Source organism: Thioalkalivibrio sp. ALE10 (genome assembly GCF_000381385.1).
Taxonomy (GTDB): Bacteria; Pseudomonadota; Gammaproteobacteria; order Ectothiorhodospirales; family Ectothiorhodospiraceae; genus Thioalkalivibrio.
Genome location: NZ_KB906450.1, coordinates 16,288 through 30,008 on the forward strand (window position 1 = coordinate 16,288; position 13,721 = coordinate 30,008).

Here is a 13,721-nt window from a genome sequence, read left to right on the forward strand (position 1 = left end):
CGGACGGCCGGATTACTGCTGCGGCTGGACCGTCACGAAACGGCGGTTGAAACGACCGCCCTTCTTGAACACGACCTCGCCATCCACCTTGGCGAACAGCGTGTAGTCCTTGCCGCAACCCACGTTCTCGCCGGGATGATACTGCGTACCGCGCTGACGGACGAGGATGTTCCCGGCGCTCACGGTCTGGCCGCCAAACCGCTTGACGCCAAGGCGTTTACTCTCGGAATCGCGCCCGTTCTTGGAACTGCCGCCTGCCTTCTTGTGTGCCATGTTCTCGTTCTCCCGAGTACTGTCGTGCCGCAGCTCAGCCGGCGATGCCGGTGATGCGCACGGTGGTGTAGTGCTGCCGGTGGCCCGCCTGCTTCATGCTGTGCTTGCGGCGCCGGAATTTGATGATGCGGACCTTGTCGCCGCGGCCGTGGTCCTCGACTTTGGCGGTGACCTTGCCGCCATCGACCACCGGGGCCCCGACGCGGACATCGTCACCCGCACCCACCATCAGCACCTGGTCGAAATCGACCTCAGAACCGACTTCGGCGTCGAGCTTTTCGATGCGGATCACGTCACCTTCGGCGACGCGGTACTGTTTACCACCTGTTGCGATGATCGCGTACATTTCCCTGGGACTCCGTTGCGATGACCTGTATGGACCAGGTGCTGATGACTGGTCTCGCGAAAGGGCGGCAATGCTAGCAGCACCCCCGCCGGGGGTCAACGTTTCCGCCACCCGTATTGCTTGACACCCCGCCACCCCCTTTCTAGCATGCCGGGCTCTTCATTTGCTGGAGGCGGCGCGCGCGTGCGGGCCTGCCGAAATCGACCCCCCACCCTCACCGGCCTGCCGAACCGCATGTCCATAGACGCCATCCGAGAGCTCGCTGCCGACGACATGCAGGCAGTCGACGCCTGTATCCGCGACCGGCTCAGCTCCCCCGTGGTGCTGATCAACCAGCTCGGACACTACATCATCCACAGTGGCGGCAAGCGACTGCGGCCGTTGCTGGCGACCCTGTCGGCCCGGGCCTGCGGTTACGAGGGCGACAAGCACGTCACCCTGGCGGCGCTGGTGGAGTTCATCCACACCGCGACCCTGCTGCACGACGACGTGGTGGATGCCTCGGAGATGCGCCGCGGCAACGAGACCGCGAACCACATCTTCGGCAACGAGGCCGCCGTGCTGGTGGGCGACTTTCTCTACACCCGCGCCTTCGAGATGATGGTCGAGATCGACTCGATGCGGGTGATGGAGATCCTGTCGCGCGCGACCAACGTCATCGCGGAAGGCGAAGTGATGCAGCTGATGAACTGCCACGACGCGGATGTCGACGAGGCGCGCTACATGGACGTAATCCAGTCGAAGACCGCCAAGCTGTTCGAGGCGGCCTGCCAGATCGGCGGGATCCTGGCGCAACGCGACGCCGCCGACGAGGCCGCGCTGGCGCGCTACGGCATGCACCTGGGCACCGCGTTCCAGCTGATCGACGACGTGCTCGACTATTCGGCCGACCCCGAGGTGACCGGCAAGCAGCTGGGCGACGATCTCGCCGAAGGCAAGCCGACCCTGCCACTGATCCACGTGCTGCGCGAGGGCAACGACGCCGAAAAGGCCGTGGTGCGCCGGGCAATCGAACAGGGCGGGCGCGAGGAAACCGACGCGGTGATCGCGGCGATGCACTCCACCGGCGCTCTGGTTTACGCCCGGGCGCGCGCGGAAGCCGAGACCGACGCGGCCATCGACGCCATCGCCGGGCTGCCGGACAACCCCCACCGCCGCGCGCTGGCGGACATCGCCCGCTTCGCCGTGGGGCGCGATCACTGACACCGCGTTCGCCCGGGGCATGGACAACCCCGGATCAACACGGCACAATACTCAGCTCAGCGTCGGAGTGTAGCTCAGCTTGGTAGAGCACTGCCTTCGGGAGGCAGGGGTCGAAGGTTCGAATCCTTTCACTCCGACCATTTCCCGATTTCTTCGGTCGGGCGGTGCATCCGGCACCGCCCGGTCCTCCTTCGGCGGACGCCAGCATGACCGTTTCTTCCCGGCCCGCACGTGGCACGCTGTACATCGTTTCCGCACCCTCCGGTGCCGGCAAGACCAGCCTGGTCGGCGCACTGCTGGACAGCGTCGAGGACGTCGAGGTCTCGGTCTCGCATACCACGCGTCAGCCGCGCCCGGGCGAGGTCGACGGCATCGACTACCACTTCGTCTCGGCGGAGACCTTCCTCGGCATGATCGAGGACGGCAAGCTGCTGGAGCACGCCAAGGTATTCGACAACTTCTACGGGACCGCGCTGGCCAGCGTGAACGAACGCCTGGACGCCGGTTTCGACGTGATCCTGGAAATCGACTGGCAGGGTGCCCGGCAGGTCCGCGCCGCGGTGCCGGACTGCCGCTCGATCTTCATCCTGCCGCCTTCGCGCACCGAACTGGAACGTCGGCTGCGCGGCCGTGGTCAGGATAGTGAGGAGGTGATCGAACGCCGCCTGCGTGATGCCGAGTCGGACTGCACGCATTACCGCGAATACGACTACACCGTGGTCAACGCGGAGTTCGATCAGGCCCTGCGGGATCTCGCCAGCATCTTCCGCTCCAACCGGCTGCGTACGGTGGAGCAGGAGATCCGCTCGGCGGAGACCCTGCACAACCTGCTGGCCAGTGCCCGTGCGCCGGCCTGAACCGTTCAACCTTTTTGCACGCAACATCCGGAGCTAGCCCATGGCCCGCATAACTGTCGAGGACTGCCTCGAAAAAGTCGACAACCGGTTCGAGCTGGTAATGATGGCCGCCCGTCGCGCCCGGCACATCGCCCACGGCAAGGAACCCCGGGTTCCCGAGAACAACGACAAGCCGACGGTCATCGCCCTGCGCGAGATCGCCGCCGGCGAGGTCGGGGCCGAGGTGTTCGACGAACACGACGAGCGGCCGCAGAACCAGATGCTGGATTTCTCCACGATCCGGCACCTGGAACAGCTCGAAGCCGACGAACGGTAGGTGGAGCCCATGGCCGCTGGGCTGTCCGCGCCCGGGGCCGTCTCCTCGGCTCCTTCGGGCTCCGCACGTTTCCTGATCAGCGACCTGTGCGCTGAGCTCGAGGCGTATCTGGAGCCGGAGCAGGTCGAGGAGGTCTATCGCGCTTACCTGTTCGGCGCCGAGGCCCACGACGGCCAGACCCGCAAGACCGGCGAGCCGTACATCTACCACCCCCTGGCCGTGGCCCGCACCATGGCCGAGATGCGCATGGACCACCGCGCGATCTGCGCGGCCATCCTCCACGACGTGATGGAGGACACCCCCACCAGCAAGGACCGCATCCACGCCGAGTTCGGCGAGGAGGTCGCGGAGCTGGTCGACGGGGTCTCCAAGCTGACCCACCTGCAGTTCCAGTCAAAGGCCGAGGCGCAGGCGGAGAACTTCCGCAAGATGATGCTGGCGATCACCCGCGACATCCGGGTGATCCTGGTCAAGCTGGCCGACCGTCTGCACAACATGCGCACCCTGGGGGTGATGCGCCCGGACAAGAAGCGCCGCATCGCCAACGAGACCCTGGAGATCTACGCCCCCATCGCCCAGCGCCTGGGGATGAACGCGATGCGCCGCGAGCTGGAGCACCTCGGGTTCACCGCCAAGCATCCGTGGCGCGCGGCAGTACTGGAGAAGGCCATGCGCGAAGCCCGCGGCAATCGCCGCGAGCCGATGCGCAACATCGAGCAGGCGATCTGCTCGCGCATGGAGGCCGCGGGCATCGAGGGCCGCATCACCGGGCGCGAGAAATCGCTCTACAGCATCTACCGCAAGATGCGGTCGAAGCGCAACACCTTCGAGGACGTCTTCGACGTCTTCGCGATCCGCATCGTGGTCGACAGCATGGACACCTGCTATCGCTCGCTGGGGGTCGTGCACAACCTGTACAAGCCGGTGCCGGGGCGCTTCAAGGACTACATCGCGATCCCCAAGTCCAACGGCTATCAGTCGCTGCACACCGTGCTGTTCGGTCCGCAGGGCATCCCCATCGAAGTGCAGATCCGCACCACCGAGATGGACCGCGTGGCGGAGAGCGGCATCGCCGCGCACTGGCAGTACAAGGCCGGCGGCGAACTGGCGCAGACCGCGCAGAGCCGCGCGCGCGAATGGCTCAAGGACGTCCTCGAGATCCAGAACAGCGTGGGCAACTCCATCGAGTTCCTGGAGAACGTCAAGGTCGACCTGTTCCCCGACGAGGTCTACACCTTCACCCCGAATGGCGACATCCTGGTACTGCCGCGCAATGCCACGCCCATCGATTTCGCCTACGCGGTGCATTCGGATGTGGGCAACCGCTGCGTAGCGGCCAAGATCGACCGTCAGCTGGCGCCGCTGTCCAGTCGCCTGCAAAGCGGCCAGACGGTGGAGATCGTCACGGCGGAGGGCGCCCGGCCCAACCCGGCCTGGCTGTCCTTCGTGGTCACCGGCAAGGCCCGCAGCGGCATCCGCCACTGCCTGAAGTCGATGCAGACCGACGAGGCCCGCGCCCTTGGGCGGCGACTGCTGGAAAAGGCCCTGTCCGCGCTGGACACTAGCCTGGCGCGGGTTTCCCCGGCGCAGCTGGACCAGCTGCTGGACGCCATGCAGCTGCCGGATCTGGACGCCCTGCTGGCCGAGATCGGCCTCGGCAACCGCATGGCCGGCCTGGTGGCCCGCCAGCTGACGGGCCTGGAGACCGCCGAAACCGCGGAAGTCGAGGGCGAGACCAGCGGCGACGAGACCCCGACCCTGGCCATCCGCGGGACCGAGGGCATGGTCCTGAATTACGGGCGCTGCTGCTATCCCATCCCGGGCGACCCGATCGTGGGCCAGCTGAGTGCCGGACGCGGGCTGGTGATCCATCGCGAGAACTGCCGCAACCTGCACGAAGGCCGCGAGCGCCCCGACCGCACCATCGACCTCCAGTGGTCGCACGAACCGGGCCTGCAGTTCACCGCCGCGATCCGCACCCGCACCGCGAACCGTCGCGGGGCGCTGGCGGAGATGGCCGCGAACATCGCCGATCAGGGCTCGAACATCGAGCACATCTCCTTCAACGAGCAGGACGGGCATTCCACCGCGATGACCTTCCTGCTCACGGTGCGCGACCGCCGGCACCTGGCGCAGATCATGCGCATGCTGCGGCGCCTGCCCGACGTCCTGAAGATCTCCCGCCCGCGAGGCTGATGCGGTAAGGTGCCGGTCGCACAGTTATGGCGCACAGCAATCAGGAGACCTCATGTCCCGCGAAGTGATCCAGACCGAAACCGCCCCGGCCGCCATCGGCCCCTACTCGCAGGCGGTGCGTACCGGCGACACCCTGTACCTGTCGGGCCAGATCCCGCTGGACCCGGCCACCATGGAACTGGTGGACGGAAGCATCGAGGCCCAGATCCGCCGGGTGTTCGACAACCTCGCCGCGGTGCTGGACGCCGCCGGCGCCGGGCTGGGCGACATCGCCAAGCTCAACATCTACCTCACCGACCTGACCCACTTCCCGCTGGTCAACGAGCTGATGACCGAGTACTTCAGCGAGCCCTACCCGGCGCGTGCCGCCATCGGTGTGGCCTCCCTGCCCAAGGGCGCGCAGGTCGAGATGGACGCCATCGCCTGGTGCCCGCGGGGCTGAGGCCCCGCACCCCGGAGCGCTGCAGATGGACCTGCAGGCCCCGCTGACCGCCCTCAACGGGGTGGGCCCGCGCCAGGCCGAGCGCCTGGCGCGGCTGGGCCTGCATGTCTGCGGCGACCTGCTGTTCCACCTGCCGCTGCGCTTCGAGGACCGCACCCGCATCACCCCGCTGGATCGCCTGCGCCCGGGCCGCGCCGCCCTGTTCGAAGGCGTGGTCGAGCGCAGCGAGGTGGTGATCCGCCGCCGGCGCATGCTGGTGGTCACCCTGGGGGACGGTCAGGGCCTCATTACCCTGCGCTTCTTTCATTTCGGCAACGCGCAGCAGAAACGCCTGGCGAGCGGTACCCGGGTCCGCGCCTTCGGTGAACCGCGCGGCGTGCCCGGGGCGCTGGAATGCGTGCACCCGGAGACCGAGATCGTCGATCCGGACGCCCCGCCGGCGCTGGAACAGCGCCTGACCCCGGTCTACCCGGTCACCGACGGCGTGTCGCAGCCGCTGCTGCGCAAGCTGGTGCGCCAGGCCCTGCCCGGCATCCGGCAGCTGCCCGATCTCCTGCCGGAACTGGAGCGTGACGGCCTGCCGCCGCTGCAGCAGGCCGTGCAGGACCTGCACCAGCCGCCCCCCGACACGCAGACCGCGGCGCTCGAGCCCGGCATCGACGGGCGCTCGGCCGCGCAGACCCGGCTCGCGCTGGAGGAACTGGTCGCGCACCAGCTCGCCCGCCTGCAGCATGCCCGGACCGAACCCGACGAACACGCCCCGGCGCTGGCCCCGCCCGGCGACCTGTGGAAGCGCCTGCATGCCGGGCTTCCGTTCCCGCTGACCGGCGCCCAGCAGCGCGTGATCGGCGAGATCCGGGCGGATCTCGCCCGCCAGCAGCCGATGAACCGCCTGCTGCAGGGCGACGTGGGCTCGGGCAAGACCCTCGTCGCGGTGGCCGCGGCGCTGGCCGCGGTGGAGGCCGGCTACCAGGTTGCGTTCATGGCCCCCACCGAGCTGCTGGCCCGCCAGCACGCACGCAACCTGGCCGCCTGGCTGGAGCCCATGGGGATCCCCGTCGCCTGGCTGGGTGGACGCCAGGGGCGCAGCGAACGCGGCCAGCTGCTGAACGAACTGGCCAGCGGGGCGCGGCCGGTGGCCGTGGGCACCCATGCGCTGTTCCAGGAGGACGTGCATTTCCATCGCCTCGGGCTGGCGGTGGTGGACGAGCAGCACCGCTTCGGCGTGCATCAGCGCATGGCGCTGCGCGAGAAGGGCAACGGCCACACCCCGCACCAGTTGATCATGACCGCCACGCCCATCCCGCGCACCCTCGCGATGACGCTGTACGCCGGGCTGGAGACCTCGATCATCGATGAACGCCCGCCGGGGCGCACGCCGGTGCGCACGGCGCTGATCAGCCACGAACGCCGCGACGAGGTGATCGAACGCATCCGCGTGGCCTGCGGCGACGGCACCCAGGCCTACTGGGTGTGTCCGCTGGTGGAAGACTCGGAGCAGCTGGAGGCCGAATCCGCCGAGGCCACCCGCGAGCGCCTGGCCGAGGCCCTGCCGGGGCTGCGCATCGGGCTGGCACACGGACGCATGAAGGGCAGCGAGCGCGACCAGGTGATGGAGGAATTCCGCCGCGGTGCGATCGACCTGCTGGTGGCGACCACGGTGATCGAGGTCGGCGTGGACGTGCCCAACGCCAGCCTGATGATCATCGAGAATGCCGAGCGCATGGGCCTGTCGCAGCTGCACCAGCTGCGCGGGCGCGTGGGGCGCGGCAATGCCGCCAGCGCCTGCGTGCTGCTGTATCGCCCGCCGCTGGGCGACACCGCGCGCGAGCGTCTGGAGGCGATGCGGCGCACCGACGACGGCTTCGAGATCGCCGAGGTCGACCTGCGCCTGCGCGGGCCGGGCGAACTGCTGGGCACCCGCCAGACCGGCGACCGCAGCTTCCGCGTGGCCGACTGGTCGCGTGACCAGGACCTGCTGCCGCGCGCTACCCGCATCGCCGAGGGGCTGCTGCAGGATCCGCCGCGCGGCGGCGCGCTGATCGAGCGCTGGCTGGGGGATGCGACCCGCTACGGCCAGGTCGGCTGACGGCCGCTACCGATCGCCGCGCAGGTGGTCCTTCAGCCGCTGCAGCTCGTCTTCCGACCAGCCTTCGGGATCCGTCACGTGGCGCCAGGCGTAGACATAGTGTTCCGGGGCATACACATGGCCGTAGCCCACCGGGGCATCATCCGCGGCGGCCACGTCGATCGCCAGCTGCAGCATGGTCACCACCGGGTACCATTGCAGCTTGTCGGTCACGTCCGGGCCGCGCGGTTCTTCCATCCATTCCGGCTGGCGGTAGAAGGCCTCGGGCTCGAAGAAGGTGACGGGGTCGCTGGCATACTGCAGGTACACGATGCGCATGGCCCCCCATTCGGCACCGGGGATCTCCAGGTGCGGATCCTGGTTGGTGAAACGCACGATGGAGCTGTCGCGAAAACGCGGCAGCCACGCGGGCGAGTCCGGCTCGCGCTGCGCGGTGATCTCGCGCCAGGCCTCGGACCGGAACGGCGGCCCGCTCCACAGCGCACCGGAGAACGGATCGCCGACGATGTCGTACAGATCCGCGGCGCGCTCGGAATTCAGCGCCCCCAGGCTCAGGCCGTGGAGATACAGCTCGGGACGCTCGTCGGGCGGCAGCTCGCGCCAGTGGCCATAGACTTCCGCAAAGACCGCCTGCGCGGTCTCCAGACCGTAGGACGACTCGGACATCAGCGACAGCCAGCTCGGCAGATAGGAGTACTGCACCGCCACCGAAGCGACATCCCCGCGATGCAGGTACTCCGCCGCCTGCATCGCGTCGCGATCCACCCAGCCGCGCCCGGTGGGCGTGACCAGCACCAGCACCGAGCGGTCGAAGGCATCGGTGCGCTTGAGCTCATCCAGCGCCAGGCGGGCCCGCTCCTCGATGGTCTCCGCCGCGTTCAGCCCGACATAGACCCGCAGCGGTGCCGGGGTCGGCCGGTCGAAGAACTCGCTCATCTCGCCGCTGGTGGGGGTGAAACCGACGTACCGCCGACCGTGCTGGCCGAGGTCCTCCCAGCCGATCAGCGATGCCTCGCTGCCCGACAGCAGCGGGTCGCCCGGGTGCTCCACGTCCGCTTCCATGCGCACGTCGAACTGCTGAAAGGTCCGGTCGGCCGTGCGCAGGCCGTATTCCAGCAGCACGCCGTCGATCACCGCCCAGAACAGCGACAGCGCGACGATGACGCCGGTCACGTTGGCCAGCCGCCGCGGAATGAAACGGCGCAGACGCACGGCCACGAAGCGGAAACTGAGCAGGAACAGCCGCCCCACCGCCAGCGCTGCCGCAAACACCGCCAGGCCGATCATCCCGGTGCGGAACGGATGCGCGCTGTCCACCGGGTCCAGCTCCATCAGCTCGCGGATGGAGTTCTGCCACTGGGCCGCCTGCATCAGGAACGCGACCGCGATGATCGCGCACAGCACGGCGGCGACGCTGACCATGATCCGGTGCACCCGCTCGCCGGCCTCCGGCAGCTCGAGGTAGGCCCACAGCCAGTGCAGGAAGACCCCGAGCAGATAGCCCGCCGACAGGGAGATCCCGGACAGGATGCCCTGCATCTCCCAGGTGCGCGGGATCAGGCTGGGCGACAGCGACGCGGCGAAGAACAGCGTGCCCAGCAACAGCCCGGGCACCGACAGCGAGGCCGCCAGACGCCGCGCCCAGCCCGGCGCCAGCCAGCGGGGCAACGGGATGCGGGCGGCCAGACGGGCCACGGAATCGGGGAACGACATCACGCGTCAGCGGCGGGCGTACACCGACGGCTGTCCCGGCGGTGGTGGGTGGAAGCGCTTGTAGGCCCAGTTGTACTGCTCCGGGCAGCGCCGCACCAGGTCCTCGACGATGCGGTTGATCGCCGCGGCCGCGCGCGCGGGATCCGGGTCCCGCACCCCGGGCCCGGCCTCGATCTCGTGGTAGCGAAAGCCGCGCCCGCGCGGCAGGCGTTCGGCGAACAGGAACACCACGTGGTCGTCGCGCCCGCGCAGCAGGCGCGGCAGCAGGGTCATGGTCAGGGCCTGGCGGCCGAAGAACGGCGCGTGCACGCCCGAGGCCCCCTTCGGGCTCTGGTCGGGCAGCACGCCGATGATCTCGCCGGCATCGCGGGCCTTCTGCAGGATGCGCAGCCCGGAGCGGTCGGCCGGCGCCAGTTTCGCCCCGGTGGCGGCGCGCGCCTCGCGCACCCAGCGGTCGATCTCGGGGGTGGCGAGCGGACTGTAGAGCGAGGCCATCGGCCCGTGCATCGCCGCGTGCAGGCCTGCGAATTCCCAGGACCCCAGATGCGGCGTGGCCAGGAACAGCGCCCGCCCGGGGGCGCGCTGCTGCAATCGTGTATAGCGCGGCGGCGCCTCCGCCAGCGCCGCCAGGCGCTCGGGCGAGGCCCGCCACAGCCAGGGCGATTCGGTCAGCGAACGCGCCATGGCCTGCAGCGAACGCCGCGCGGTGCGCCGGTGCCAGGCCGGGTCCATGTCCGGGAAACACAGCGCCAGATTGATGCGCGTGAGCCGCGCCGAACGCGTGGGCAGCAGCCAGACCAGGGTGCCGAGCAGCCCGCCCAGCGCGTGATTGACCCGCAGCGGCAGGCGCCCCAGCACCCGCAGGACCATGCCGATCAGGCGGTCGCGCAGCTGCCGCCGCTCAGCCATCGGCCGGCTCCCCGCGGGGCACCGGTTCCGCGGACCGCGGCCCGTTTGAAGCGGCGGGGGCCTCGTCCGGCCCCGGAATCCCGCCCTCGGTCATCAGCGGGCGCAGGGTGGTGCGCAGGTTGCGGAACAGTTCGCCGAACTCGCCCTCCTCGCGCGCCAGCAGCGCCTTCATGTGCTCGCGCCGGGTGGGCATGGAGAAGCAGGCCGGGCAGTTGTCGAGGATCACCGGCAATCCGGCCGCCTCGGCAAAGTCGCGGGTCTGGCGCTCGCGCACGTAGACCAGCGGTCGGATCACGCGCAGGTCGCCGGCGTCGATGCGGTAATGGGCCTTCATGGTGCGCAGCTGACCACCGTGGAAGGCACTCATCAGGAAGCTCTCGGCGAGGTCGTCCAGGTGCTGGCCCAGCGCCAGCACGTTGTAGCCGTGCTCGCGCGCGGTGCGATACATCAGGCCGCGTTTCATGCGCGAGCAGAAGGAACAGAACGAGTCGTTATCCATGTGCTCGCCGGCCAGCTCGGCGATCGGCTCGGAGACGAAGTGATACGGGATCCCGTAGCCGCCGAGGTAGTCCTGCAGGCGCTCCGGGTCGAAGCCGTCGATCTCCGGGTCGATGGTCACCGCACCCACCTCGAAATGCACCGGCGCGCGACGCGCCAGCTCGTGCAGCAGCCACAGCAGGGTCAGTGAGTCCTTGCCACCGGACAGACCGACCAGCACGCGGTCGCCGTCACGGATCATGTCGAACTCGCGAATCGCCTGACCGGCCAGACGGCGGATGGAGCGGGGTACGGACGGTGTTTCCATCCCCGCAACATAGGGACGGGGCGCGGCCCGCGCAAGCCCCGGCGCCGACCGCGAGGGGATGCACCGGCGGGGGGCATTCCTTCGATTGGGGTGGTCCCGGTCCGGCCGGCGCTGCCTACGCGGCCATGTGGCGGCGCGCCTCCTCCAGGTCATACGTATTCTGCAGTCGCAGCCAGTAGCCCTCGGTGGTGCCGAAGTAGCACGACAGGCGCAGGTCGGTCTCCGCAGTTATGCCGCGGCGCCCCAGCGTGATGTCACCGATGCGCGTGGCCGGAACGCCGATCGCGTCGGCCAGGGCCCGTTTGGTCAGGCCGGCGGGCACCATGAAGTCCTCCCACAGGATCTCCCCCGGGTGCACATTGGGCAGTTTGTCGGTCATGGTCCCGCCTCCTCGAAGCTCCTGGTTACCGACCAGTGTAACGAATACCGTTTGCCTGCCGGCAGGCTCCCGCGGGCACCGCAGGAGCGGCCTTGGCCGCGAACTCCCACCACCTTGCGGTCAGCATGCCTCTGCGGCCCCGGATGCACGCGTGGGCCCGACATGGACACCGGCGCCGACCGCGAGGGGATGCACCGGGGCGGTGCGGTTGCCCTTGAGCGCGCGGGCTCCTGCACCAGCTCGATTCACCCACGCGATCGGTCACGGACACCCGGGCGCCGTGGACGGGAGGGATCGCCGTGGCACCGGGGTTGCATGGGGACCGGGACGGACACCGCGCGGAACTTCGACATGTACGACCGCAAGACCCTGACCCTCGCCGGCGAGCTCAAGCGTGCCCTGCGCAGCGAGTTCCCGGCGGTGGGTCGCCTCTCGTTCGCCGATCCGGATTTCATGGAGGTGCTGCTGGACTATGCCGGCCGCAGCCGCTCGAGCATGGTGCAGGCGGCGGCGATGACCCTGCGGGGGCATCTGAGCGCCCCGGCGGCATCCCGATCCGAGGCCGATGCGGACGCCGACAACGCGCGGGAAGAAGGTTCGGCCGCGGAGCCGGGGGAGACACCGGACACCCCGGGTACAACCGATGCCGCCGAACCCGCGAAGAAGAAGGGTCGCCGGGTCTATCGCGGGAAGGTGATCGACGACGACTGACAGCCGCGCCGTTTTTGGCCAGACTTGGGACTCGTGTAATTCGAGGCCTGCCATGGACGCGCTCTACCCCCCGACCGAACCCCATACCACCGGCACCCTGGAGGTTGGCGACGGCCACCGCCTGTACTACGAGGAATGCGGCAACCCGGAGGGCATTCCGGCGGTGTTCCTGCACGGCGGCCCCGGCTCCGGCTGCGAACCGTGGCACCGGCGGTTCTTTGATCCGGCGCGCTATCGCATCGTGCTGTTCGACCAGCGCGGCTGCGGCCGCTCCACCCCGCACGCCAGCCTGGAGGCGAACACCACCTGGCACGCGGTGGCCGACATCGAACGGCTGCGGGAGGAACTGGGGATCGAGCGCTGGGTGGTGTTCGGCGGGTCCTGGGGCTCCACCCTGGGGCTGGCCTATGCGCAGACGCACCCCGGCCGGGTGCTGGGCCTGGTGCTGCGCGGGATCTTCCTGTGCCGGCCGCGCGACATCCAGTGGTTCTACCAGGCGGGGGCCGACCGCCTGTTCCCCGAGGCCTGGGCGGCCTATCGCGACCACATCCCTGCGGAGGAACGCGACGACCTGGTGGCGGCCTATCATCGGCGCCTGACCGACCCGGACCCGGCGGTGCGCGAGGCGGCCGCGCAGGCGTGGTCGGCCTGGGAGGGCCATGCCTCCTGCCTGATCCCCAATGACGACGTGATCGACCACTTCGAGGATCCGGAGGTGGCCCTGAGCCTGGCACGCATCGAGTGCCACTACTTCAGCCACGACACCTTCCTGGAACCCGACCAGCTGCTGCGCGATGCCGGGCGCCTGCGCGACATCCCGGGCTTCATCGTGCACGGGCGCTACGACGTGGTGTGCCCGGTGGAGCAGGCGGTGGCGCTCGCGCAGGCGTGGCCCGAGGCGGATCTGCAGATCATCCCGGATGCCGGGCACTCGGCCGCCGAACCGGGGATCGCGCGGGCGCTGGTCGCCGCCACTGATCGCCTGACCCACCTGGCGGGCGGGCTGGAGCCGGGCAGTGGCAGGGCGCGGACATGATCAGCCTGATCCAGCGGGTCAGCCGGGCGCGGGTGGAGGTCGCCGGGGAGATCACCGGCGAGATCGGCACCGGGCTGCTGGCGCTGGTGGGGGTGGAACCGGACGACGACGAATCGGCAGTCGAGCGCATGCTCGACCGACTGCTGGGCTATCGCGTGTTTCCGGACGAGGAGGGGCGCATGAACCGCTCGCTGGGGGAGACCGGCGGCGGGCTGCTGCTGGTGCCGCAGTTCACCCTGGCGGCGGATACCGGCAAGGGCATGCGCCCCAGTTTTACCACGGCCGCCCCGCCGGAACGCGGCGAGGCCCTGTTCCACCACCTGCTGCAGCGGGCGCAGCGGCGCCACACGCCGGTGGCCGCCGGGCGTTTCGGCGCCGACATGCAGGTGAGCCTGACCAACGACGGCCCGGTCACGTTCTGGCTGCAGGCCCGGCCCCGGGGCTGA

15 protein-coding genes and 1 tRNA gene are annotated in these 13,721 nt (G+C 69.5%); 10 read left to right on the forward strand and 6 right to left on the reverse strand.

Going from position 1 to position 13,721, the window contains the following annotated elements; all coding sequences use genetic code 11:
* Positions 1-12: 12 nt before the first annotated feature.
* A complete protein-coding gene (rpmA, locus tag F788_RS0100080) occupies positions 13-273 on the reverse strand; it encodes a 50S ribosomal protein L27 (protein WP_018868976.1) in 261 nt (86 codons plus the stop codon).
* Between the two features lie 34 nt (positions 274-307).
* Positions 308-619, reverse strand: a complete 312-nt coding sequence (gene rplU, locus F788_RS0100085; RefSeq protein ID WP_018936343.1) for a 50S ribosomal protein L21 — start codon at positions 617-619, stop codon at positions 308-310.
* A gap of 234 nt (positions 620-853) precedes the next feature.
* Between rplU and ispB the strand changes: the two genes are divergently transcribed.
* The 7 genes from ispB (at position 854) to recG (ending at position 7,722) form a co-directional block, all read left to right on the forward strand.
* Complete coding sequence (gene ispB / locus F788_RS0100090) at positions 854-1,822, forward strand: octaprenyl diphosphate synthase (protein WP_026332665.1); 969 nt, start codon at positions 854-856, stop codon at positions 1,820-1,822.
* A gap of 63 nt (positions 1,823-1,885) precedes the next feature.
* Positions 1,886-1,962: transfer RNA gene (locus F788_RS0100095), tRNA-Pro, on the forward strand.
* 66 nt (positions 1,963-2,028) lie between these two features.
* Entirely contained in the window at positions 2,029-2,679 is a 651-nt protein-coding gene (gene gmk, locus F788_RS0100100) for a guanylate kinase (RefSeq protein WP_026331283.1), read from the forward strand.
* Positions 2,680-2,719: 40 nt separating this feature from the next.
* Complete coding sequence (gene rpoZ, locus F788_RS0100105) at positions 2,720-2,995, forward strand: DNA-directed RNA polymerase subunit omega (protein ID WP_019569277.1); 276 nt, start codon at positions 2,720-2,722, stop codon at positions 2,993-2,995.
* A 9-nt stretch (positions 2,996-3,004) separates the two neighbouring features.
* Complete coding sequence (spoT, locus tag F788_RS0100110; RefSeq protein WP_019021512.1) at positions 3,005-5,191, forward strand: bifunctional GTP diphosphokinase/guanosine-3',5'-bis pyrophosphate 3'-pyrophosphohydrolase; 2,187 nt, start codon at positions 3,005-3,007, stop codon at positions 5,189-5,191.
* 52 nt (positions 5,192-5,243) lie between these two features.
* Complete coding sequence (locus tag F788_RS0100115) at positions 5,244-5,633, forward strand: RidA family protein (RefSeq protein WP_019588866.1); 390 nt, start codon at positions 5,244-5,246, stop codon at positions 5,631-5,633.
* Between the two features lie 25 nt (positions 5,634-5,658).
* Complete coding sequence (gene recG / locus F788_RS0100120) at positions 5,659-7,722, forward strand: ATP-dependent DNA helicase RecG (protein WP_019588867.1); 2,064 nt, start codon at positions 5,659-5,661, stop codon at positions 7,720-7,722.
* Positions 7,723-7,728: 6 nt separating this feature from the next.
* Here recG and F788_RS0100125 read toward each other — a convergent pair whose 3' ends face one another.
* The 4 genes from F788_RS0100125 to F788_RS0100140 all read right to left on the reverse strand — a co-directional run bounded on the left by F788_RS0100125 (position 7,729) and on the right by F788_RS0100140 (position 11,528).
* Entirely contained in the window at positions 7,729-9,435 is a 1,707-nt protein-coding gene (locus tag F788_RS0100125; RefSeq protein WP_019588868.1) for an alpha/beta-hydrolase family protein, read from the reverse strand.
* A gap of 6 nt (positions 9,436-9,441) precedes the next feature.
* Positions 9,442-10,344 (reverse strand): lysophospholipid acyltransferase family protein, encoded by a 903-nt coding sequence (locus tag F788_RS0100130; RefSeq protein WP_018868968.1) that lies wholly within the window; start codon positions 10,342-10,344, stop codon positions 9,442-9,444.
* Positions 10,337-11,149: a tRNA 2-thiocytidine(32) synthetase TtcA gene (locus tag F788_RS0100135; RefSeq protein WP_018868967.1), complete on the reverse strand. Its 813-nt coding sequence runs from the start codon at positions 11,147-11,149 to the stop codon at positions 10,337-10,339. Before F788_RS0100135 ends, F788_RS0100130 begins: the two co-directional genes overlap by 8 nt.
* A 115-nt stretch (positions 11,150-11,264) precedes the next feature.
* Complete coding sequence (locus tag F788_RS0100140) at positions 11,265-11,528, reverse strand: HigA family addiction module antitoxin (protein WP_018868966.1); 264 nt, start codon at positions 11,526-11,528, stop codon at positions 11,265-11,267.
* A 351-nt stretch (positions 11,529-11,879) separates the two neighbouring features.
* On the opposite strand from F788_RS0100140, the gene F788_RS0100145 reads away from it, so the two are divergent.
* From F788_RS0100145 to dtd, 3 genes are read left to right on the forward strand one after another with little or no spacing between them, the layout of a single operon-like run.
* Positions 11,880-12,239, forward strand: a complete 360-nt coding sequence (locus F788_RS0100145) for a hypothetical protein (RefSeq protein WP_026279414.1) — start codon at positions 11,880-11,882, stop codon at positions 12,237-12,239.
* A 52-nt stretch (positions 12,240-12,291) separates the two neighbouring features.
* Positions 12,292-13,275, forward strand: coding sequence for a prolyl aminopeptidase (pip, locus tag F788_RS0100150; RefSeq protein WP_019588869.1), 984 nt, complete (start codon positions 12,292-12,294; stop codon positions 13,273-13,275).
* A complete protein-coding gene (gene dtd / locus F788_RS0100155; protein ID WP_019588870.1) occupies positions 13,272-13,721 on the forward strand; it encodes a D-aminoacyl-tRNA deacylase in 450 nt (149 codons plus the stop codon). The genes pip and dtd overlap by 4 nt, the downstream gene beginning before the upstream one ends.